General features: G+C 70.2%; 14 protein-coding genes and 3 pseudogenes. 11 read left to right on the forward strand and 6 right to left on the reverse strand.

Features of this window, described 5'->3' with window-relative positions:
* The first annotated feature begins 95 nt into the window (after positions 1-95).
* Positions 96-1,697, forward strand: a complete 1,602-nt coding sequence (locus ACZ69M_RS39155) for a GMC family oxidoreductase (RefSeq protein WP_470057596.1) — start codon at positions 96-98, stop codon at positions 1,695-1,697.
* Positions 1,698-1,713: 16 nt separating this feature from the next.
* Positions 1,714-2,046 carry a hypothetical protein gene (locus ACZ69M_RS39160; RefSeq protein ID WP_470057597.1) on the forward strand — a complete coding sequence of 111 codons (333 nt, stop codon included), beginning with the start codon at positions 1,714-1,716 and terminating at the stop codon, positions 2,044-2,046.
* Between the two features lie 492 nt (positions 2,047-2,538).
* Here ACZ69M_RS39160 and ACZ69M_RS39165 read toward each other — a convergent pair whose 3' ends face one another.
* Both ACZ69M_RS39165 and ACZ69M_RS39170 read right to left on the reverse strand, forming a co-directional pair.
* A complete protein-coding gene (locus ACZ69M_RS39165; protein WP_470057598.1) occupies positions 2,539-3,087 on the reverse strand; it encodes a DUF1062 domain-containing protein in 549 nt (182 codons plus the stop codon).
* Between the two features lie 467 nt (positions 3,088-3,554).
* Entirely contained in the window at positions 3,555-4,130 is a 576-nt protein-coding gene (locus ACZ69M_RS39170; RefSeq protein WP_470057715.1) for an AMIN-like domain-containing (lipo)protein, read from the reverse strand.
* 37 nt (positions 4,131-4,167) lie between these two features.
* Here ACZ69M_RS39170 and ACZ69M_RS39175 point away from each other — a divergent pair, with 37 nt between their 5' ends.
* Entirely contained in the window at positions 4,168-4,404 is a 237-nt protein-coding gene (locus ACZ69M_RS39175; protein WP_470057600.1) for a hypothetical protein, read from the forward strand.
* Positions 4,405-4,692: 288 nt separating this feature from the next.
* Here the strand turns inward: ACZ69M_RS39175 and ACZ69M_RS39180 are convergent.
* From ACZ69M_RS39180 to ACZ69M_RS39190, 3 genes and pseudogenes are all read right to left on the reverse strand, one after another.
* Positions 4,693-5,772: pseudogene (locus ACZ69M_RS39180) on the reverse strand (IS630 family transposase); the annotation flags it as partial.
* 40 nt (positions 5,773-5,812) lie between these two features.
* On the reverse strand, positions 5,813-6,349 hold the full coding sequence (locus ACZ69M_RS39185) for an AAA family ATPase (protein WP_470057601.1): 537 nt from the start codon (positions 6,347-6,349) through the stop codon (positions 5,813-5,815).
* Positions 6,350-6,492: 143 nt separating this feature from the next.
* A complete protein-coding gene (locus ACZ69M_RS39190; protein WP_470057602.1) occupies positions 6,493-7,065 on the reverse strand; it encodes a hypothetical protein in 573 nt (190 codons plus the stop codon).
* Positions 7,066-7,253: 188 nt separating this feature from the next.
* Between ACZ69M_RS39190 and ACZ69M_RS39195 the strand changes: the two are divergent.
* Positions 7,254-7,675: pseudogene (locus ACZ69M_RS39195) on the forward strand (IS6 family transposase); the annotation flags it as partial.
* Between the two features lie 202 nt (positions 7,676-7,877).
* Positions 7,878-8,742, forward strand: a pseudogene (locus ACZ69M_RS39200) (IS110 family RNA-guided transposase); the annotation flags it as partial.
* 249 nt (positions 8,743-8,991) lie between these two features.
* Here ACZ69M_RS39200 and ACZ69M_RS39205 read toward each other — a convergent pair.
* Positions 8,992-10,104 carry an aminotransferase class V-fold PLP-dependent enzyme gene (locus ACZ69M_RS39205; protein ID WP_470057603.1) on the reverse strand — a complete coding sequence of 371 codons (1,113 nt, stop codon included), beginning with the start codon at positions 10,102-10,104 and terminating at the stop codon, positions 8,992-8,994.
* A gap of 736 nt (positions 10,105-10,840) precedes the next feature.
* On the opposite strand from ACZ69M_RS39205, the gene ACZ69M_RS39210 reads away from it, so the two are divergent.
* From ACZ69M_RS39210 to gap, 6 genes are all read left to right on the forward strand, one after another.
* Positions 10,841-13,390, forward strand: coding sequence for a glycoside hydrolase family 127 protein (locus ACZ69M_RS39210; RefSeq protein WP_470057605.1), 2,550 nt, complete (start codon positions 10,841-10,843; stop codon positions 13,388-13,390).
* A 62-nt stretch (positions 13,391-13,452) separates the two neighbouring features.
* Entirely contained in the window at positions 13,453-16,863 is a 3,411-nt protein-coding gene (locus tag ACZ69M_RS39215; protein WP_470057606.1) for a glycosyl hydrolase, read from the forward strand.
* 28 nt (positions 16,864-16,891) lie between these two features.
* Entirely contained in the window at positions 16,892-20,152 is a 3,261-nt protein-coding gene (locus tag ACZ69M_RS39220; protein WP_470057608.1) for a family 78 glycoside hydrolase catalytic domain, read from the forward strand.
* A gap of 516 nt (positions 20,153-20,668) precedes the next feature.
* Entirely contained in the window at positions 20,669-20,845 is a 177-nt protein-coding gene (locus tag ACZ69M_RS39225; protein WP_470057610.1) for a hypothetical protein, read from the forward strand.
* A gap of 156 nt (positions 20,846-21,001) precedes the next feature.
* Complete coding sequence (locus ACZ69M_RS39230) at positions 21,002-21,958, forward strand: GlxA family transcriptional regulator (RefSeq protein ID WP_470057612.1); 957 nt, start codon at positions 21,002-21,004, stop codon at positions 21,956-21,958.
* Positions 21,959-22,072: 114 nt separating this feature from the next.
* A complete protein-coding gene (gene gap / locus ACZ69M_RS39235; protein ID WP_470057614.1) occupies positions 22,073-23,071 on the forward strand; it encodes a type I glyceraldehyde-3-phosphate dehydrogenase in 999 nt (332 codons plus the stop codon).
* The last annotated feature ends 28 nt before the right edge of the window (positions 23,072-23,099 follow it).

Raw genomic sequence — 23,099 nt, forward strand, 5'->3', positions numbered from 1 at the left:
CTGATGTGACTACCACCCCTGATGCGACGGCCGGCATGCGCCGCCCGGCTCGGCCGAGTCCAGGCGACGACCATCCGGCGGGCGAGGGAGCCAGCATGACTTCCACCGGAACCGAAGGATTCGATTACATCATCGTGGGCGCCGGCAGCGCCGGTTGTGTGCTCGGGGACCGCCTGAGCCGCGACGACCGCGTCCGCGTGCTGCTCCTCGAAGCGGGCGGCCCCGATACAGACGAACTCATCCACATCCCAGCCGCGCTCGGAATGCTCTTCGGATCGCATACCGACTGGAGCTATCGGACGGTCGAGCAGCCCCAGCAGGGCCGCACCTTCTTCTGGCCTCGGGGCAAGACACTGGGCGGGTCGTCATCCACCAACGTCATGATCTACACCCGGGGCAACCGGCACGACTACGACGGCTGGCGTGACGAGTACGGTGCGAAAGGCTGGGGCTACGACGATGTCCTGCCGTATTTCGTGAAGTCCGAGTCGAACCGCCGCCTTGGCGAGCCGTACCACGGTGCGGACGGACCCCTGCACGTAGAGGACCGCGTCTACACCCACGAACTCTCACGGTCCTGGCTGGACGCCGCCGTGCAATGGGGACTCGACCACAACGACGACTTCGCGGGTGCGTCCCCGGTCGGCGCCGGCCTGTACCAGGTGACATGCCATCACGGGCGACGATGGTCCGCGGCCGACGCCTATCTGCGCCCGGCCCTTGCCCGACCCAATCTCACGGTACGCACCGGCGCCCTGGCAACAAAGATCACATTCGAGGGATCACGCGCGGCCGGCGTCACCTATCTCCGGGACGGACAGGAGCGGACGGCCCACGCCGACCGGGAGATCCTGCTCTGCGGCGGATCCATCAACTCGCCCCAGCTGCTGCTCCTGTCGGGCATAGGCGATCCCGGCGACCTGCACGATGTGGGGATAGACGTCCGCGTCCCCCTGCCCGGGGTCGGACACAACCTGCAAGACCATCTGATGACTCCCGTCGCGTGGGAGACCCGGAACTCCACTGACATCATCCGGGACCTGCTCACCCCTGACAACCTCGAACGGTGGCGCGCCCACGGCGACGGGCCCTTCGCCTCCAACTACGGCGAGGTCGGCGCGTTCCTCAACGTCACGGACGGCACCGGCCGTCCTGACGTCCAGCTAGTGGGAGGGGCTACGGCGCTCATTCTCAGCGGTGAGGAAGTACCCGACGGGCCGGTGTTCACGATGAACTGCTATCCCATGAACCCGCGGACTCGTGGCACCGTCCGTCTCGCGTCGGCTGATCCGCAGGCCCCGCCGCTGATCGATCCCCGGTACTTCGACGTACCCGCGGATGTGTCGGTCATGGTCGCCGGGCTCAGAGCGGTCATGGGCATCGCCCACTGTGCACCGTTCGCCGCACACCTGGCGCGGGCGTACCTGCCGGCCGGTGACGACCTGGACTGTCTGGACGGCATGGACGACGTGGCGCTCGAGGAGCACGTCCGCAGGTGGGGTGCCACGGCCTATCATCCGGTGGGCACCTGTGCCATGGGAACCGGGGACGACTCAGTCGTCAATTCGGACCTGGAGGTCTACGGAGTAGAGCGACTCCGTGTCGTCGACGCCTCGGTCATGCCGACTGTCATCAGCGGAAACACCAACGCACCCACCATCATGATCGCCGAAAAGGCGGCCGAGCGGATCGGGTAGCAGCGTCGGCGTCAAAGTGGCGAACCACACCGGGTGGCCGGAGCCCAAGCATTTGATCAAGGGCCTCCAGCGGACGGTGGATCAGGCCAAGGCATCCGGACCGCCGTCCATCGTCCTGACCGGCGCCTGCCTGGGAGAGAACGCTGATCTCTACGTGGCGGTCGAAGCCGCCGCGAGCCAGGGGCTGTTCATTGTCGTTCCGGACGGTGGCGGTGACGGTGACGAGAACATGGACGCGCGCGAGTACTCGCCGCCCGCAGGCGCCTCCGGTGCATTTTCACCCACCACGGACAGCCGCGCCTTGACCGAGCCGCCCCCGCATTCCCGACGGCGCCGACGAGTGCGCTGACGACGGCGACTCCTACGCCCAGAGTTGCGGCGTCCGTCTACGTGGCCCGCATGTGTGATCAACAGTCGCACCAGCAGGGCGAGGAGGAGCACCAGGCGCAGTTCCTGGTGGTCGCGGTGCTGAAGACGAGGTCATCAGAGGCGGCTTCCTGCGCCGGTGCGGGCGTGCAGCAGCGGTGCCGGGAGCGGGCTCCGCTGCAGCGGTTCAAGTGCTTTCGCACGCCGCTGGTCGGCGACGGCAGGGGTGGCCGCCACCAGTTCAACGTCCAGGCAAGCGGTCCCGGTCAGTGCCTGCGCCCGTCGCGGGACCGGATGCCGTCGAGGACGAAGAGTGACGCTCACGGTGGAAGTTCCGCCTCGGGTGTTCCGCTTGTGCGTCATCCGACGGGTACGACGTCCTGCCCCCGAAACAGTTCCCAACACCCCAAGGCAGCTGTGAGCCAGGGCCTGTCCGGCGGATCTTGCCGGACAGGCCCGTGGTCCCGAGGAGGGCTCAGCGCTTGAGCGTGAAGGTGAAGTCGCCGGAGAGCTTGCCGCTCAGCCGGACTGCCGAAACGAGCTTCCCCTCCGTGATCAGTCGCTCGACCTCGGCCCGCGAAAGACCGCACCCTTCAGTGATCAGTCGCACCGGCCGGACAGGGATCCGCGCCGCAAAGCGGACCGAGACGTCGATCACCTCGCGGTCCAGGTGATCCGATCCGCCGGTGTCGAGGCGCCAGGCATCGTCCCAGTCGAGGGCGATGCGATTACGACGCCGCACGACCGGATCCTGGAGCAACTCGGCTGCCAGACCGGGGTCGTTGTCGTGCAGCCGGTCCAGCAGATCAGGTCGTACGGAGCGCACATTCATCCGCTCCAGGACCGTGAGCTTCGCCGTTTCCCCGCAACCGGTACAGAGTACGAGGAGCCAGGCGTCGAGGAGCTTGTGATGTGCGTTGACGCGGAACTTGCCGTTTGCCTGGAATCGCTCGGACGTGCACGTGTGGCAACGGCGGAGAACGAGGGGCAGGCAGGTGGGCATGACAACCCAGTTTTCGAGCACAGAAGTACACCGGTTTCAGTGAGAAGTCCGCAGCGAAAAGCAGCGCGGCGCAACAAGCGCGACGCGCGACGAATCAGCACTCGGGAGGTCTCACACGGTGTACAACGGGACGTCCTTGCCTAGACGACTTGGTTCGACAGCACGGTAATGGCGCACAGTGGCGCTGCTCCACTGGTTTTCGAGCGCTTCACCACCAGGTTCCAGCCGGCGGATTGAGGTTCCGACTTGTCCGGCTGTAGCGGAACGCGGTCGGGTTGGCCGCTCGTAGCGTCTCCGTAGGACGCCGGCTCGGATGGCTCGTGAGGTTCCTGCCGCCCCTCGCGGCCGGCTCTCCGGCGGTGTGCCACCGGCCCGGCGTCCGTCCGTGGTCTGACTCAACAGAGGCGTGTTCCCGACCTAGCGGTGGTTTGTTGACGCCTTCACCTCACCGTGTACTCCCGCACGGATCCGCCGTGAACAAACCACCGCTAGCTCGTCCAGCTGTGGGCCACGTCGACCACGACCCGGTCGTCCAACTGGGTAACGCGGAACGGCAGTCGGGCGCGCACACCGAGACCGACCTGCGTCTGGCCCTCGGAGGTGCCGCCGAATCGGGTGTCCCGGAAGGTGCTGTACCCGCTGATGTTCACGCCGGGCAGGGGCTCGCCCACCTCGCCCGGGTAGGTCGGCACGCCGGCCTCCAGGTTGTAGCTCCACGCGCCGACGCGGATGTCGAGGATCGCCCCGCCGGTGACCGGTATGTACTCGCCCGAGGGGTCCGCGTAGAGCCGGTCCACGTACTGGACGTGGTAGCCGATCTGGCCGCCGCCGCCGGGCACGTCGAACACGATGCGGTCGTAGCACTCGTGCTGTCCGGTCCTGATGTCCTCCAGGTGATCGGCCCCCATGGCGGCACCACCCTTGGCGCCGCTGCCCCATCCCGTCGGGCAGGCCGCCGCCGCTCGCGCGCCCTCTGCCGGGGCCGCGCCCGCGGTGCTCGCCGCCGTCCCCAGCGTGGCGCCCGCGAGCACGAGCACCGCCACTGCCGCTCCGATACGTCGCATCATGTCCCCCTTGGTCGCGCTTGGTCGCGTAACTCTGATGCCGGGTGAGACGGCCCGCAGCACCGGAAGGTTGTACGCCAGACGGGGCAAAGCGGACTGGGTGGAGTTCGCGGAGTGGGAGCGCATCGGCCAGCTGCTCACCGAGCTCGCGCGCTGGGCCCCAGAAACCGCCGTCGGCCAGCTGGCACTCGCGGCTCGGCTCGCTACCGCCGCCCCTGAAGCCGCTGTCGGGCTCGCCGCGTTCCTCACTCGCGTTCCTCACCCGCGCCACTGAGACGACGATCGGCGCGGCCGGCGTCGATGGGTACGACGCGGGGCCGACCGCATCCGCTCCTGGCGGATCTGACCACCGGCCCCGGCGCCGGGAGGAAGGGGAACGGCCGTGGCGGACCAGGATGACCCGCGGGAAGTCGCGCGGCTGCGCTACCGGCTCTACGTGGACGCGCTGCGAGCCCGGATGCCCCAGGGACAGTTCGACCTCCTCATGGAGGCCATCCGGCGGTGGGCCGTGAACGGCGGCGGCGCTGCCCGGCCGAGCTTCGACACCGAGGAGGAGAGGGAGCTCTGGGGTGAGGGACAGCCCGGTCTCGGTGAGGCAGCCGTCGATGAGTTCGGGATGGCGCTGGATGTGGGCGAGTCCTCGGCGGAGGGTGCGGGTGAGGTGATCAGGGTCGGTGAATGCGGTGTTGGCCATCCGCCCGCGTCGGAGCGGAGGTCAGATGCCTCGACAGGATCCAAGTCAGGGCTGTAGGAGGGCAGTTGGATGATGGCGAGCCATTCGAGGTCGGCTGCGTACTTCCTCATTCCGGCGGCACGGTGGGTGTTCAGATTTCCCAGTCGACAACGATCGGGGCGCCGAGTTGCAGGTGCGCGCGGACCAGGAGGTCACGGGAGTCCTGCGAGGAAAAGGTCTTGCGTGCTCCTTTGAGGAGCGAGTGGAAGCGGGGCCGGTGGATCAGCCGGGACCTTTCGCCGGGCCGGTAGCAGCACATCGCGGCGACCGGGATCCGTCGCCGGGAGCGTCCCCGCACTCTGACCACGGGAGTGTGTCCGCGCCGGCCCCACGTGCGGGCGCGTGGCGGAGTCATCGCGAACCCGGCCTCGTCCTCGAAGACGATCCAGGCCCCGAGCGCCGCCGCGGTCCTTCCACCTGCGGCCACACGTCCTTCTTCCAGAGCTCGACTGCGTGTTCGGCGCGTTCCAGTGCGCGACGGACGGGGCTCTGCCAGGACCAGCCGTGGCGGTGCGGGAGCCGCCACACTCCCGCGATGGAGCAGCTGATGTGGAAGTGGCGGCCGACCAGCGTTCTGACGCGTTCCAGTGTCCACCGCTGGTCTTCCCAGTCATGTGCGGCCGGCCCTTCGGCCGGCTCCTTTTCCAGCTGGGCGAACCGTTCGTCCGACAGCTTCGGTCGTTCCGCGGGTCCCTTCGACGTCAGACCCGTCATGCCGCCTTCACGCCAGTCCCGGCGCCAGTGCTCCACCGGACACTCGCTCACCCGCAGGTCCTTGGCGATGCCCGAGGTCCCGTCACCTCGTGCGAACCTCTGCCCGGCCTCCAACCGGATCCCTTCAGGCGCAGCCCGCCGCTCAGCCGTCAGGCCCCCGCCATCCGCATACCGCGTATCACCGGCATACCGCAGGGATCACCCGGCGTCCCCACCCGAAGGCAACCCGAAAAGGTCAGTAACCGCCCCAGCCGGTGGCGGCCACCACCTCACGGGCGATGTCCACGACGGACCGCCCGTCCGTCACCACCCGCACAGTGTCAGCACCTACCCGCTCGTCCAAGAGCCGTGCCTTGCGGACGCTCGCCTTCAGCTCCTGCTCCAGTTCCGAGCCGAGCTCTCGGCCCGCCAACCGCTCGCCGGCGGTGGTGTCGGATGCGGTGAGCAGAACCCGTAGGATCCGCACGCCTGCCCCCATGGCACGCTCGAACATGCCCGTCGTCTCGGGCAGCACACTCAGGGTGTTCGTATAGATCAGGCGGCGGTAACCGCGCTGGGCGAAGTTTCCCCATACGGCAGTCAGATTGCTCTCGGTGATCTCCGAGCGGTGCGGATCCCCGGCTGGGGCCGGATGCACCTGCCCCATGAAGTCACCCTCGATGACTGCGTGAGAGACCGCCACGGCTCGCAGCCGTGCCGAAACCTCCCAGGCCACCGTCGTCTTGCCGACACCGGCACGCCCTCCGATGAGCAGTACCTCCGCGTGATCCATGAAGGCAGCTTGCCAGCTCGCGACCACGTCACGCGATCCGATATCGCTTTATGCCTATGGCCGCAGCCCTACCCCACCAGCAAAATCACGATCTACGGCTGGAGTAGTACTCAAGCCGTAGATCGTGACTGGCTGGAGTTGGCTCATGCTCTCCTGGGCTTGCGGGGCTTGGTCCAATTGCCGTGCGGCCGGTTTCGTTCTTTGGCCAGCATTGCCGCGTCGAACTCGAGCTTGCTGGTGACCGCTCGTGGTTCGGGTTCGAGCACGGTCGTAGTCGATCGCCACGGGACGGCCGAGGCCCAGCCGACGAGGGGCATGGTCTCGTTGTAGTGGGGGGCGAACTGTGCGGTGATGAGGACCGGCATCTGGTAGTCCAGGTCGCGCGCGTGCTCGATGAACGCCTCGGGGAGCAGGACGTGGTGCGTTTCCACGTAGTGCGGGAAGTCCTGGCGCCAGAGCCAGGTGCCGTCGGTGACCAGCGATGAACAGCCCAGGGAGTGGCGGTGCGCGCTCCCCGTGATGACGTCACGGCCCCCTTCCATCACGTCGATGAGCATGTGGCCGGCATCCAGGTAGGCCACGAGGTCCGCCTCATCCGGCTCTCCGACTGGCTGGACGGCATCGCGTAGGCATCCGTTCGGCCGGCCGGGACGAACGTCGATTTCGTCGTAGAAACCCAGCAATCCCAGCACCGCATCTCCCTCCACGACGGGCATTTACATCCCACTGGCGCCCATGCGCGCGGCCACCGCTGATCATCGGTGTGTGAAGACTGAAGATCGTGCGGTGGCCGCGGGTCACAGCGTAGACCCTGTCCGCTGGCAGGAGGCGTTCGAGGGGCATGTCTCGTTTGACTGACCGGGTGGGATGATCTTCTGGCTGGTCACGCTGGGAGGGGTCGTCCGTGGGCAGCGCGTCGCCGTCGTACAAGGGGCACCGGTACCCGGTCGAGGTGATCTCCCACTGCGTGTGGCTGTACTTCCGCGTCCCGCTCAGCTTCCGCGAGGTGGAGGGGCTGATGCTGGAGCGCGGTGTGATCGTCTCGTAGGAATCGGTGCGGCGGTGGTGTCGGAAGTTCGGGCAGGCCTACGCGAACGGGCTGCGCCGCCGCCGGCCCCGGCCCGGTGACAAGTGGCACCTGGACGAGGTGTTCGTCAGGATCAACGGCGAGCTGAAGTACCTGTGGCGGGCCGTCGACCAGGACGGCAACGTCCTGGACATCCTCCTGGACGTCCTCGTCCAGAACCGGCGGGACAAGGCCGCCGCCACCTGATGAAGAAGCCGCGTGCAATGCCGCAGGTGGTCGTCACGGACAAGCTCCGCTCCGTAAGTTGCTGGGTGGCCCGGGAGGGCCGGATGTCGCTGAAGCTTCCTTGCCGTCAGTGGCTCCGTAGGAGTGGCCGTCCGGCTCTGCGGGGCGCCCTGGCTGCTGATTGAGATCTGCGCGCCTTGTGCGGTGGCTGTTTACGGAGATGACAGCGGGGTGTTCCTCGGGCCGACGGCATGCTGTGCGGACGAGGAGGGACGAGTGAGTAAACGGCCTGGCTGCGTATGGTGCGGCATCGATGGGGGCAAGGGGCATCACTGGGCGGCGGTGGTTCACGAGACCGGTGCCACGGTGTGGTCGAAGAAGATCGACAATGATGAGTCGGCCATCTTGGCTGCGCTGGTCGGGATTCTCGACCTGGCCGACGAAGTCCGCTGGGCGGTGGACATCTCCGGGACCCCCTCCGCGCTGCTGCTGGCGCTCCTTGCGGCTCACGGCCGGCGGGCCGTCTACGTACCTGGCCGCACCGTCAACCGGATGGCCGACGCCTATCGGGGCGAGGCCAAGACCGATGCCCGCGACGCCTACGTGATCGCCGAGACTGCCCGCCACCGACAGGACTTGGCGACCATCGATGTCCCCGCCCAGCCGGCCGCCGACCTGGCGCTGCTGACCTCGCATCGAACCGACCTGGTGGCCGATCGAGTCCGGCTGGCCAACCGGCTCCGGGACGTGCTTACCGGTATCTTCCCCGCGCTGGAACGGGCCTTCGGCCACTCCAAACACAAGGGTGCGCTGGTGCTGCTGACCGGCTACCAGGCTCCAGCCGCGATACGCCGCCGCGGACACGCCCCCTTCACGGCCTGGCTCGCCGCCCGCGGGGTGCGCAGTGGCGGCAGCCGCCCTGGAAAACGGCCGGGCACAGGTGACCGCGCTGCCCGGCGAAGACGTTGCAGCCACCATCGTCGCCGACCTGGCCGTGCAGATTCTGGCCTTGGAGGAACGGCTCAAGCGCATCGACCAGCAGATCCGTGACACCTTCCGCGCCCACCCGCAGGTCGAGGTCATCGAGTCCCTGCCCGGCATGGGCCCCATCCTCGGCGCCGAGTTCGTCCGATGTCGCGGGGCAGCTCGGTGGCCTGGATGCCGGAGCCGACCACCACCAGCAGCCCGGTCCCGATCGCCTCGGCTGCAATACGGCGGCCGAGCGGGGCGCTCACGCGCTCGCCCCGGCGGGCTGTGTGGTGGTCAGGAACGCGGGTCCGCCGACGAGACCGACTCGGTGGAACCCTCCACGAGTACCGACACAGCGCTTGACCAGGATGGAGGATTTTTGGGCCCTGGCAGGCTCGTCGTGTTCGTGGGCCGGCCGGGTTCAGTTCCGCAGGGACGAGAGGGCGGCGGCGACACCTTGGGACGCTTCTGGCGGGGTCGAGGCGTGCGGGGAGAGCCTGAGGGAGTCGGTGCGCACCGTCGCGGTGACGCCTTCGGCGTGCAGGGCCTTCGCGACGAGGGACGGATCGTGGTCCGGCATCGTGAAGGAGAGGATGCCCGCGCTTCGCGCCGGGTCGGTGGGGGAGAGGACGCGGCCGCCGTGCCCCCTGACGATGTCGGTGAGTTCGGTGATCCGCGCGGCGATCGCTGCCTCGATCGCCGCGACGGTGTGTTGCTCGACGAGGTCCAGCGCCGCCGCGAACGCGGCGGCCGTCACCGGGCTCAGATTGGTGATCGACCACCGCCGTGCGTCCGGGGCGGGCGGGTGTTCGGCGTTGTCGAAGAGGCCGACGTCCTCGACGCCCGTCCAGCCGGTGAGCACGGGCTCCAGGGATTCCAGCGCGCGATCGGACAGTGTCGCGAAGCCGGTGGCCCATCCCGCGCGCAGCCACTTCTGACCGCCCGCGACCACCACGTCGGCCGCGTCCCAGGGCAGCTCGGCCACGCCGAATGCCTGGATGGCGTCCACGATCAGCAGCCGGTCCGGTCCGATCGCCTCGCGCAGCGCCGCCAGGTCGGCGCGGAAACCGGTGCGGAAATCCACGGCGCTGACGGACACGGCAACGACGTCGTCGGTCAACGTGGCGCGCACCAGGTCGGGGGTGATCCCGCCGTCGGGTGCCGGGTCGAGCCAGCGCGGCGTGGCCCGTCCCAGGTCCGCGGTGCGGCGCCACGGATAGTGGTTGGCGGGGAAGTCGGTGCGCGGCGCGAGGACCACACCCTCCCGGATGCCGAGAGCGGCGTGGAACAGGCCGGTGGAAGCGTTCGGGAGCAGCACGGTGTGACGGGCGTCGGTACCGGCAAGGCGGGCGGCCGTATTTCGCGCAGCTTCTTCCGCGCGCATCAGTCCGTCCACGGTGGTGTGGTCGGCGCGGGCGGACTTCTCCATGGCTCGCGCGGTCGCGGCTACGGCGTTCCGCGATGGCGGACCGAACCGTGCGAAGTCGAGGTACCCGGCGGGCGTGTCGAAGTGGGCTGCGTATGACGTGAGCACAGGGGCTCGTCCTTCCGGGACGGTGCGCATCGAGCGGCGCGGGTGGGGCGGTGTGATGGCGTGTGCGCCAGGTGAGAACTGCCACGTGTTGGATGCACGGCGTCCCACCGTCCATTGTGCGTGCGCGTCCCCACCCGCTCGCACAGTACGTGCCGCCGCACCGCGCGGACCGCGCCGGGGTACCGGCACGGTCCGCGGTGGGTGTCATCACGCACGCGGTCGCCGGCGGGGCCCTGGGGACGCCGGGGACGCGTGCCTCCCGCGCCGGTCAGGGGATCCCCGCGTCGGCGGTGTAGCGGCACCCCCCCCGGGGGGGGGCGTCCGTCCTGTCACCCCCGAAGCCGCCGCAGGACGGCGCACGGGGCCGTGTCGGTTCAGATGGCCGTCTGCTCGCGGACCCGCTCGCGCCAGGTCCCGGTCGGTGAGACCCACGCCCACGCCCCGGGACGTCCCCATCCGGCCGGGACCGGAATCCCTCGCGCTCACGTCCTCCGTCCGGCCCGGGCCGACAATGAATTGAACGTTTCAATCTCTCACTTTTGAGACTTCCGGTGACGTCTTTCTCGTCCAAAGCCGCTCGGATAACCGAACCATGCTGCCTCACCTGCGACTTCATGCTTTTGGGTGAGGGTGATTCGATCGACACCTGTGAAAAGTCTTGACGCTTGCCATGGTCGACCCTAGCGTCAGCGCCTGCATTGTAAAACGATTCACTACGCCGAAGGAGTTCCGTACGTTGCCCGCACCTCGCGACACCTCCGGCCCGTCCCGCCGTCGGATACTGGTCACCGCCACGGCCGCGGCAGCCGTCACCGCGATCGGCCCCGCCACCACCGCCCGCGCGTCCGGCTCCGGAACCGCCGGCGGCCCCGCCCTCGCCGCCTTCGACCTCCCCGACGTCCGGCTCCTGGAGAGCCCCTTCCTCGCCAACATGCGCCGCACCTGCGCCTATCTGCTCTTCGTGGACCCTGACCGGCTGCTGCACACCTTCCGCCTCAACGTCGGCCTGCCGTCCACCGCTGAGCCCTGTGGCGGCTGGGAGGCCCCCACGGTCCAACTGCGCGGCCACACCACCGGACATCTGCTCAGCGCCCTCGCCCAGGCACACGCCAACACCGGGGACACGGCGTACGCCGACAAGGGCCGCACCCTCGTCGCCGCGCTCGCCGAGTGCCAACGCGCCGCTCCCGCAGCCGGGTTCACCCCCGGCTACCTGTCGGCCTTCCCGGAGTCGGTCTTCGACCAGCTGGAGGCGGGCGGCAAACCCTGGGCGCCGTACTACACCCTGCACAAGATCATGGCCGGTCTGCTCGACCAGTACCGGCTCAGCAGGAACGCACAGGCCCTCGACGTGCTGCGGGAGATGGCCGCATGGACAGACGCGCGCACCGAGCCGCTGCCCTACGAGCGCATGCAGAACCTGCTCAAGGTCGAGTTCGGCGGCATGAACGACGTACTCATGCGGCTCTCCCTGGAGACCGGTGATCCGGCGCACCTGCGCACCGCCCGTCGCTTCGACCATGAGGATCTGTACGCGCCGCTCGCCGCCGGGCGTGACGAACTCGCCGGGCGGCACGCCAACACCGAGATCGCCAAGATCGTCGGAACCGTGCCCTCCTACGAGGCCACCGGCGAGACCCGCTACCTCGACATCGCCGACACCTTCTGGACGACCGTCGTACGCCGCCATTCCTACGCCATCGGCGGCAACTCCAACCAGGAACTCTTCGGACCGCCCGACGAAATCGTCAGCAGGCTGTCCGAGGTCACCTGCGAGAACTGCAACAGCTACAACATGCTCAAGCTCGGCCGGCAGCTCTTCCGGCACCGCCCCGGCCGGTCGGCATACATGGACCACTACGAGTGGACCCTCTACAACCAACTGCTGGGCGAGCAGGACCCCGACTCCGCGCACGGGTTCGTCACCTACTACACGGGACTGTGGGCCGGTTCCCGACGCGAGCCGAAGGGCGGGCTCGGCTCCGCCGCCGGCAGCTACAGCGGGGACTACGACAACTTCTCCTGCGACCACGGCACCGGACTGGAGACGCACACCAAGTTCGCCGACTCCATCTACTTCCGCGCCGACGACCCGCGTTCCCCCGCCCTCTACGTCAACCTGTTCATCCCGTCCGAAGTCCGCTGGAATCAGGGTGGAGTGACCGTCCGTCAGGAAACACGGTATCCCGCCGAGGATCACACACGCCTCACCGTCACCGCCGGCCATGGGCACTTCACGCTGCACATCAGGATTCCCGGCTGGGTGGCCGACACCGGGCGGGACCCCTTGCTCAAGGTCAACGGCCGTCACGTCACGGCCCGCGTCCACCCCGGCGCCTACACGGCGATCGAGAGGACCTGGCGCTCCGGCGACACCGTCGAACTCACCCTGCCCCGACGGCCCGTGTGGACCCCGGCGCCGGACAACCCGCAGGTGACAACGCTGTCGTACGGCCCTCTCGTGCTGGCGGGCGAATACGGTGACACCGAACCCGCCACCATCCCGACCATCGCGCCCACGTCGCTGCGCCCGGTCACCGGCACCACCACCCGGTTCACCGCGCTCGCCGACGGCGACCCGGTGGCGCTGCGGCCGTTCCACGAGGTCCAGCACCAGCGCTACAACGTCTACTGGGCGGTGTCGCCGCGCCCCGGCCGCGCACGAGACGTCGCCCACTACCCGCTGGACGAGGGCGCAGGCACCCCGGCCGACTCCACCGGCCAGTTCGCCGACGCCGCACTCACCGGCGGAGCGGACTGGGCCGACGACGGCACCGGACCGGCCGTCCTGCTGGACGGCACCGGAGGCCATGTCGCCCTGCCCGCAGGCCTGTTGACCGGCCTGGACGCGGTGACGATCAGCGTACGGGTACGGGTCGACGCCCTCGCCGCCTCAGCACGCGTCTTCGACTTCGGCTTTCACAAGGACACCTACCTCTTCCTGGCCGCCACCACCGGAGCGGGCCGTGCCCGGGCCGCGCTGAAGATCATGGGGATGGAGCGGGAGGACTACATCGACGCCGCCGGGCCGCTGCCGGTGGGCGGCTGGACCCATGTGGCGCTCACGCTGGTCGGCGGTACCGGTGTGCTCTACCTCGACGGCGCTGAGACCGGCCGCAACTCCGCGATGGTCGCGAGCCCGTTGCTGCTCGGCGTGACCGCCCGCTCCTACCTGGGCCGCTCGCAGAACTCCACCCACCCCTACCTGAAGGGTGCCGTACGCGACCTGCGCGTGCACAACCGCGCCCTCACGGCGGCCGAAGTGGCCCGCCTCGCCGCGGGCTGACCGGCCCCCGCTGAAGCCCCACCCTCACCTCCACTTCCACTCGCATTCGCTGGAGCACCCGCATGCCCGAGCCCACTCCCGAAGTCCCCCTGTCCAGACGCGGATTCGTCGTCGCGGCCGGTGCCGGCACCGCCCTCGCCACCGGACTGACCGGCCTCAGCCTAGCGGTACCACAGCCGGCCTCCGCCGCGGCGGAGCACCCCGCCCCCGCCCCCGCCACCTTCACCTCCCGCCGCTTCACCGACCCGCCCAAGGACAGCCGCCCCACCGTCTACTGGTACTGGAACGGACCCGTCACCCCCGACCTGGTCGACCGCCAACTGGCCGACCTGCGGGACAAGGGGATGTACGAGGTGATCCTCTTCTCCTTCGACAACGACGCCATGCGGCCCGTCTTCTTCACCGAGGAATGGTTCGACATCGTCGAGCACGTGCTGCGGACCGCGGAACGCACCGGCATGCGCGTGTGGCTGTTCAACGACGACCACTTCCCGAGCGGCCGGGCCGGAGAGTTCATCGTGAAGGGCGGCACGGTCGGCTCCCGGATCTACGAGCCCCGCCCCGACCTGCGGCTCAAGGCGCTGTGGCGGTCCACCACGGTCGTCGAGGGCCCGGGCCGCGCCGACCTGCGCCGCAGCACCGGCGTGGGGGTGGAAGCCGGACACCTGGTCGCCGACGCCGCCGTGCTGGCCGGCGCCACCGTGCTGCGCGGCGGCGACCACTGGACCGACCTGACCGTCACCGCGAGCGCCAAGGCCGACCACACCGCCGCCGGGCTGGTGGTCCGCGCCGGCGCCGACGGCCTCGACGGCTACGCCGTCACCTTCGACCAGACCGGCGTGGTCACCGTACTACGGCTGGCCCGCGACGCGGACCCCGTCGAACTGCTGCGCAGCACCCGCACCGACGGCTTCAACAAGACGAAGTACCACACCCTCGTCGTCACCGTCAGCGGCACCGCCCTGACCGTCACCCTCGACGGCCGGGCCAAGGGCACGGTCGAGGACGGCGCCCACCCGGCCGGCGGGGTCGGGGTGCGCGCGGTCGGCGACGAGCGCGGTCTGTGGGACAGCCTCGCCGTCACCGCGCCCGACGGCAGCACGCTGTACACGACGGCCTTCGACGACCCGGCCGCTGCCGGTGACTTCCCCGAGCGGGCCGCCCTCGCCGTCGACGCCGTCGCCGCCGCCGCGCGCCCGGCGGGAAGCACGGACGCGTCCGCCGTCGTCGACCTCACCGACCGCCTCACGAAGGGTGCCCACTGGCAGGTCCCCGAGGGCCGTTGGCAGCTCGACCTGTTCGGCGGCGTACCGCTCGTCGACGACACCCAGGGCTACAGTCGCAGTTACGTCGACCTCCTCGACGACGAACCCGTGCGGCTCTTCCTCGACATCGTCCCCGGCGAATACCACCGGCGCTTCCGCCGCTGGTTCGGGACCGTTATCCCCGGCTTCTGGGACGACGAGCCGTTCTTCGCCTCCGCCGAGGCCCACTTCAAGCGGCTGCCGTGGTCGCCGACGCTCGACCGCGCCCTGCGCGACATCGGTGTCGCGCCCGGTGTCGCCTACGCCGCCGCCTCCGACGACCTCGGCCGCACCGGAAGGATCGCGCGCGGCCGTTACTGGCAGGCGGTCTCCAACCGGTTCGCCGGCTACTTCCGCGCACAGGGCGAGTGGTGCGCACAGCGCGGGGTCGCCCTCATCACCAATCCGCTCTACGACGAGACGGCCCCCGCCAAGCGCGTCCCCAGCACCGGCGACCTGCACAAGGTCAACCAGTGGGCGCAGGTGCCCGGCGGTGACATCATCACCGCCGAGTACGTGGCGGGCCAGCAGACCATGCTGCCCCGCAACCCGGTCTCGGTCGCCCACCAGATGGGCCGGGAGCGGACCCTGATGGAGATGTTCGGCAACATGGGCTGGCAGGTCACCCCCGGCTTCGTGCACGCGACCGTCGGCGCCCAGGCCGCCCGCGGCGTCAACCTGACCGTCCTGCACGCCCTGTGGACCGACGAGACCGTCGTCTACTTCCCGCCGCCCTTCGGGCCCCGCGCCCCCTGGTGGTGGTCGATGCGCCCGCTCGCCGAGTGGATCGGCCGGGTCATGGAGGCGGCCCGCGGCACCTCCGCCGCCCGCACCGCGCTGCTCCAGCCGCAGCGGGCCGCCGAGCAGTGGACCGGCACCGACAAGCAGGGCACGGTCGACGGAGCGCTGAGCGACGCCGCCTACGCCCTGGAGCGCGCCCAGGTCGACTTCGACCTTCTCCACGAGGGCGCCCTCACCGGCGACCCCGATCTGCTGGCCCACGCCCAGGTGCGCGCCGGGCGGCTCGCCGTGGGGGAGGCCCGCTACGACCTCGTCGTACTGCCCGAGACGCCGACCCTGGACACCACGACCGTCCGCGCGCTGACCGGATTCGTCAGGGCGGGCGGCACCGTGGTGGCCGTGGGCGCACTGCCCGTCGACGAGGCCGACGCCGACGACCGCTCCCTCACCCGCGCCCTGAACGACCTGTTCCCCGACACCGTGCCGGGCAGCCGCGCCCTCGGCCGGGGCAGCGCCGTGCGCGTCGCCGACGCCGGTGGATTGGGCGGCGCCGCGCACGACGCGGGAGCCGCCGCGGCCGTCCTCGAACCGGCCCGGGACTCGATCCGCGCCCTGCGCGTCACCAGGGGCGACGACACCGCCTTCCTCCTCAACAACGAGAGCGGCACCGCCGTGACGACCACCGCGGTACTGCCCGCCGACGGCGTCCCGGAGCTGTGGGACCCGACGACCGGCGAGACCGCACCCGCCCCGCTCTACCGCACGGGCAAACGGGGCCTGCTGGTGCCGCTGGCCTTCGCACCGTACGAGACCCGGATCGTCGTCGTCCGCGCACACGGGACGGTGCCGCCGCACCTCACGGACGCACCGGTCGACGTGCTGGCCGTCGAGCGGCACGGCCGCGTCCTGCGTGCCACGGTCGAGACAGCCGAACCGGGCAGTCACCCGCTCGGCGGCACCGACGGAAGCCGCACCTACCGGGGCACGGTCCGCGTCGACGACCCCTGCACCCCGGTCCCGGTCACCGGCGACTGGACGCTCGCCCTGGAGCGGGACGCGGACACCCCTGTCACCGGACCGCTCGGCAGCTGGACGATGTACGCCCCGCTCTTCTCCGGCAGCGGCACCTACACGAAGGACCTCGACGTGGACGGTGCCACCCTCGACGGGCGGCGCGTCCTGCTCGACCTCGGGGACGTCCGGGACGTCGCCCGAGTGACCGTCAACGGCACGACGCTCGCCCCGCTGCTGTGGGCGCCCTTCGTCACCGACGTCACCGGACTGCTCGTCCCCGGGCGCAACCGCATCGCCGTACGGGTCGCCAACACCCTCTCCAACGAACGCAACAAGCCCCTGCCCTCCGGCCTGCTCGGCCCGGTCGCCCTGCGCTTCAAGCGCCGCGTGACCGTCGACCTCGACCGCGTCTGACGATCCCGCCCCGCCAGGAAGGACCGCCATGCCCCGTTCTGGACCCCGCGCCGGAGGCCGACGCCTCACCGCCCTGCTGTCCGCCACGCTGACCGCCCTCGTCACCGCCGTGGCCGCCACCGTCCCGGCCGCCGCCGCGACCACCGGCACGCTCACCCCCGTCCAACTGCGCACCCAGCACCTGGACCAGGCGCTCGGCATCGACGACACCACCCCCGACCTCAGCTGGGGGACCACCGCCGACACCGCGAACACCCTCCAGAGCGCCTACCGCGTCCAGGCCGCCACCTCGCCCGGCCGCCTGCGCTCCGGCCGCCCGGACCTGTGGGACTCCGGGAAGGTCGCCTCCGCCGTACCCGAGACCACCTACGCCGGCCACACCCTCGGCTCCCGCACCCGCGTCTACTGGCGCGTCCAACTGTGGTCCGGCACACACCGGGCCTCCGGCTGGAGCGTCCCGGCCGCCTTCGAGACCGGCCTGACCAAGGCCACCGACTGGCAGGCCCAGTGGATCACCCACCCCGAATGGCGCCTCGGTGAGAGGGAGATCGAACCCGTCGTCGTCAAGGTGCCCCGTACGACGGCCCGTTACCTCCGTCTCGACGTGACCCGCCTCGGCCTGCCCCTCAAGGAGAGCGTCGACGCCCGCACCTGGCGCCTCCAGCTCGGCGAGATCGACGTACGGGACGCGCAGACCGGGACGACCGGGCTCGCCAAGGGCGCCGCGGTCACCGCCTCCGAGACCTACACGATCCGCAAGACCTACGAACCCGCCCTCGCCGTCGACGGACTGACCAACAGCGCCCTGCAGACGGCCGCCGGCTACTCCAGCGCCGCCCACACCTCCGCCGACACCTCGGCCACCCCGGTCACCCTCACCCTCGACCTCAAGTCGGCCAAGACCTTCGACCAGGTCGCCCTCTACCCGCGCGCCGACATCCTCACCGACGACGGCAAGGTCCCCGACTTCCCCGTGAACTACGCGTTCTCCGCGGCCGATGCAAGCACGGGGCCCTTCACCACACTCACCCAGGTCACCGGCCAGCAGCCCCCGAAGCCCTACCTGCCCGCCGGACTCCCGCTGCTCGCCGACGACTTCACCCTCCCGCACGGTATCCGCAGCGCCCGCCTCTACATCGCCGGACTCGGCATCTACGACGCCACCCTCAACGGCGAACCCGTCGGGGACGCGGTACTGGAACCCGCCAACACCGACTACCGCGACCGCGTCCAGTACGCCACCTACGACGTCACCGACCGGCTGCGCACCGGCGCCAACACCCTCGGCGTGGCCCTCGGCAACGGCATGTCAGACGTCATCAGCACCGCCGACCGCTACCGCAAGCTGTACGGGAACATCAGCGACCCCAAGCTCGTCGCGCAACTGGAGATCACCCTCGCCGACGGCAGCCGCCGCGTCGTGAGCAGCGGCGACGACTGGCGCACCATGCTCGGCCCCACCACCTCCAGCAACTGGTACGGCGGCGAGGACTACGACGCCCGCCGCGAGATCCCGCACTGGAACGACGCGAAGGGCGACCCCCGCACCTGGGAGCACGCGGTCACCGTGGCCGCCCCCGGCACCGCCGACGCCCCCGCCGCACTCAGCGCCCGCGAAACCGAACCGATCCGGGTCGTTCAGACCCTCACCGGCAAGGAGGTCGCCGGCGCCGCCGGCAGCCGGGTCTTCGACCTGGGCCGCAACATCGCTGGGTGGCCGGAGATCACCGTCAGCGCGCCCGCCGGCACGGAGATCCGCGTCTATCCGGCCGAGAGCCTCAAGGACGGGCACGCCTTCCAGTCCATCAGCAACGTCGGCGCACCCCTGTGGGACAGCTACACCACCCGGGACGGCCGCACCGCCACCTGGCACCCCACGTTCAGCTACCACGGCTTCCGCTACCTGGAGCTGAAGGGCCTGCCGGACGGCGTGACGGTCTCGGTACGCGGCCTGGTGCTGCGCACCGACAACGCCTCCGCCGGCGACTTCACCAGCTCCGACCCGCTGATCAACGGCATCCATGGCATCATCCGCCGGGCGATCGAGGGCAACATGATGAGCGTCCTCACCGACTGCCCGAGCCGTGAGAAGCTCGGCTGGCTCGAACAGGACCAACTCGTCTTCCCGGCCCTCGCCGCCAACTACGACATGCAGGCCTACCTGCGCAAGATCGTCCGTGACATGGCCGACGCCCAGACCGCCGAAGGCCTGGTCCCGAGCACCGTCCCCGAATACACCAGCCTGCCCGGCGCCTACCGCAACGACTCCAACTGGGGCGGCTCCTTCGTCCTGGTGCCCTGGCAGCTCTACACCACCTACGGCGACCGCGACACCCTGAGCACCTACTACCCGAGGATGCGCCAGTACGCGGCCTTCCTGAAGACCCAGGTCTCGGCCGGCATCCTCGACTACGGCCTCGGCGACTGGTTCACCCCGGACCGCACCTTCCCCCGCGCGGTCGCGGGCACCTACGGCTACTGGCGGGTCGTGGACGCCCTGTCCCGGATTGCCGCAGTCCTCGGCGACGACAGTGCCGCGGCGGACTACCGGACCGAGGCCGACACCTCCGCACAGGCCCTCGCGGCGAAGTACTACGACACCGCCACCGGGACGTTCGGCGGCGGCGGGCAGGGCGCGGAGGCCCTCGCCCTCGACATGGGCGCCTACCCGGCGGGAGAGAAGAACCGGCTGCTGGCCCACTTCACCGCGTCCGTCGAGGCTGCCGGCTACCACCTCCAACTCGGGGAGATCTCCCTGCCGTCCGCGTTCCACGTGCTGACCTCGGCCAGCCGCGACGACATCGTGTACCGGATCGCCACCCAGACCTCCAGCCCCAGCTACGGCTACCAGGTGCTCGCCGGCAACACCACCCTCGGGGAATCCTGGGACGGCGGCCCCGGCCAGTCGCAGAACCACTTCATGCTCGGCGCGATCGACTCCTGGTTCACCGGCCGCATCGCCGGCCTCGGGCAGACGGCCGACTCCGTCGGCTTCCGCGAACTCCTCGTCGATCCGGCGGTGGAGGGCGACCTGACCTCCGCGTCCGGCTCCTACCGCACTCCCTACGGCCTCGCCCGCACCGACTGGACCCGCACCGGCGATGCCTTCCGCCTCACGGTCGACGTGCCTTCGGGCAGCACCGCCGAGATCCACGTGCCCGCCGCCGATGGGCGCGCCACCGCTCCCGCCGGGGCCAGACCGGTCCGCACCACGGCCACCGAGGCCGTGTACGAGACCGGCTCCGGCCACTGGACCTTCCGCTCCACACTTCCGCCCGCCACGCCCTGACTGAGGGGCCCCGGCACACATGCCGGGCGGGAGCCGACGACCGGCCCCCGCCCGGCACGGGCGCGGACCGGTCGTTGGGAGTCCCACCTCAATAGGCCGGCTTCCCAGGGGACTTCCCCCGGGCGGGCTTCGGCCTGCCACGGAAGTGAGTCCTTCTTGCCCGACCGCAGTGCTGTCGCTCGACGAGCGGGACTGCTCGGCCGATCGCAAGCAGCACGGGATCCAGTCCCAGCTCGTTCCGGCATGAGTCGACGACCCGGGCGACCCAGCCAGTCACGGCGTCACGATGAGTCCGGCCTTCGCCCCTCGCGGCCGCGGGGATGTCCCGGCCGACGAGCGGGCTGCGGTCGATCGCGCGCAAGCGGCTCCTGGACTTCGGTAGACGGAAGGGATCGGCCGGCCTGAGCGCGCTCACCCTCCACGTCCGCGGCCGACCTGCATGTGCCCCTCCTGCAGTTCCTGGTGGCGGCGGCGGAGGCCACGCCGGATTCCGGTCGCAGAGTCCCGACCGCGAACGTGGGCGAGCCGGCCGGCGGCAGGGTGGACTTCGTCAACACCGGCCATGTGCCGACGACCTTGCGGCGCTTCGCCGCCGCCACCGATACCGGTGAGACCTCGATCACCGAGAACGGCTGCGAGAACGTCGAGCTGCAGCTCGGCGAGAATTTCACCGGTTGCCCCGCCCGCACGTGAGGCGAGTCCGCTCGGCCGGACGGTCGGGAGGTACCGGAGGGGGCGGGCGTGGTCCTGGAGCCGCTCTGATTCCTTCAGGCCTGGGCTTCACCCGGACCCTGCGCGCCCGGCCGACCTATCCAGGTGCACCGAGGCACCCCTGCGTACCCTGTCTCCGTGTCAGCCTCCCGCCTGCGTCGCGTCGCCGTTCTTGTGCTCGAGGGTGCGAAGCCGCTCGATGTCGGAATCCCCGCGCAGGTGTTCAGCACGCGCGCGAGCATGCCGTACGAGGTGCGGCTGTGCGGCGCGGCACCTGGTCTCGTGGCCGGTGGCGACGGCCTTTCGTACCACGTCGCCCATGGCCTTGACGCACTTGCGTGGGCCGACATCGTCTTCATCCCCGGCTATCGGTTCCCGGACCGTGACGATCCGCCGCAGGCCGTCGTCGACGCGCTGATCGCTGCCCACGACCGGGGCGCGCGGCTCGCCGCCATCTCGACGGGCGCCTTCGCGCTCGCCGCCACGGGCCTGCTCGACGGCAGGCGTGCCACGACGCACTGGCACTACACACGGGCGCTGGTGGCGAGGCATCCGCTCGTCGAGGTCGATGAGAACGTTCTGTTCGTCGACGAGGGCAGCGTGCTGACGTCGGCCGGCGCCGCCTCGGGCATCGACCTGTGCCTGCACATCCTGCGCGGCGACCTCGGGGTGGCTGCGTCGAACCACGCGGCCCGACGATTGGTCGCAGCCCCCTACCGCAGCGGCGGTCAGGCGCAGTATGTGCCGCGCAGCGTGCCTGAGCCGCTCGGTGAGCGGTTCGCCGTCACCCGCGAGTGGGCGCTGCACCGGCTCGACGAGCCCCTCAGCCTCGAGGTACTGGCGCGGCAGGCAGCGGTCTCGCCGCGCACGTTCTCGCGGCGCTTCGTGGCGGAGACCGGGTACACGCCGATGCAGTGGGTCATGCGAGCCCGCATCGACATGGCCCGCGAGCTGCTCGAGCGTTCGCAGCGCAGCATCGAGCAGATCGCCGCCGACGTCGGTCTCGGCACCGGTGCGAATCTGCGGCTGCACTTCCACCGCATCCTCGGCACCACGCCGAGCGAGTACCGGCGCACCTTCGCCCAGGGCGAGTAGTCCCGCCGCCACCGGCGCACGTGGCGCGATCCTTTTGAACCGTGGCGATCCCGCCACTGTCACCGGGTGAGTGCCGCGAGTGAGCCTTGGTGGCGAACCGAAGGGACAGCACTTATGACTCGCATCGCCATCAACGGATTCGGCCGCATCGGACGCAACGTGCTGCGCGCACTGCTCGAACGCGACAGCACCCTCGACGTCGTGGCCGTCAACGACCTCACGGAGCCCGTCGCCCTCGCGCGACTGCTCGCCTACGACACGACGGCCGGCCGGCTCGGTCGCCCGGTGACCGTCGACGGGGACGCCCTCGTCGTCGACGGCCGTCGCATCAAGGTGCTCGCCGAGCGTGAACCGTCGCAGCTGCCGTGGGCCGAACTCGGTGTCGACATCGTCCTCGAAGCGACCGGCCGCTTCACGTCGGCAGAGGCTGCCCGCGCCCACGTCGATGCGGGCGCGAAGAAGGTGCTGGTCAGCGCGCCGTCTGACGGCGCTGACGTCACGCTGGCGTTCGGGGTCAACAGCGACACGTACGACCCGACCCTGCACACGATCGTCTCGAACGCCTCGTGCACGACCAATGCGCTCGCACCGCTGGCCGCGGTACTCGACGAGCTCGCCGGCATCGAGCACGGCTTCATGACGACGGTGCACGCCTACACGCAGGAGCAGAACCTGCTGGATGGTCCGCACCGCGACGCCCGTCGCGCCCGAGCTGCCGCCGTCAACATCGTGCCGACCACGACGGGCGCCGCCAAGGCGATCGGCCTCGTGCTGCCGAACCTGGCCGGCAAGCTGTCGGGCGACTCGATCCGTGTGCCGGTCCCGGTGGGCTCGATTGTCGAGCTCAACACGACCGTCGCCCGTGACGTGACGCGCGAGGACGTGCTGAGCGCGTACCGCGCCGCGGCGGATGGGCCGCTCGCCGGCATCCTCGAGTACTCGGACTTCCCGCTCGTGTCCTCCGACATCACGGGCAATCCGGCCTCGTCGATCTTCGACTCGGCCCTCACCCGGGTCGACGGCCGGCATGTGAAGGTGGTCGCCTGGTACGACAACGAGTGGGGCTTCTCGAACCGCGTGATCGACACACTCGAGCTCCTCGCCGGCCGCTGACCCGAGCGTGTCCTGCCACTTCGGGACA

This window comes from Streptomyces sp. NPDC107454, from assembly GCF_055582885.1.

Bases quoted from the DNA above. Each gene is read 5' to 3' on its own strand.
- ACZ69M_RS39175 (WP_470057600.1), top strand. From the start codon at position 4,168: ATGCCGGGTGAGACGGCCCGCAGCACCGGAAGGTTGTACGCCAGACGG.
- ACZ69M_RS39185 (WP_470057601.1), bottom strand. From the start codon at position 6,349: ATGGATCACGCGGAGGTACTGCTCATCGGAGGGCGTGCCGGTGTCGGC.
- ACZ69M_RS39170 (WP_470057715.1), bottom strand. From the start codon at position 4,130: ATGCGACGTATCGGAGCGGCAGTGGCGGTGCTCGTGCTCGCGGGCGCC.
- gap (WP_470057614.1), top strand. From the start codon at position 22,073: ATGACTCGCATCGCCATCAACGGATTCGGCCGCATCGGACGCAACGTG.
- ACZ69M_RS39190 (WP_470057602.1), bottom strand. From the start codon at position 7,065: ATGCCCGTCGTGGAGGGAGATGCGGTGCTGGGATTGCTGGGTTTCTAC.
- ACZ69M_RS39215 (WP_470057606.1), top strand. From the start codon at position 13,453: ATGCCCGAGCCCACTCCCGAAGTCCCCCTGTCCAGACGCGGATTCGTC.
- ACZ69M_RS39220 (WP_470057608.1), top strand. From the start codon at position 16,892: ATGCCCCGTTCTGGACCCCGCGCCGGAGGCCGACGCCTCACCGCCCTG.
- ACZ69M_RS39155 (WP_470057596.1), top strand. From the start codon at position 96: ATGACTTCCACCGGAACCGAAGGATTCGATTACATCATCGTGGGCGCC.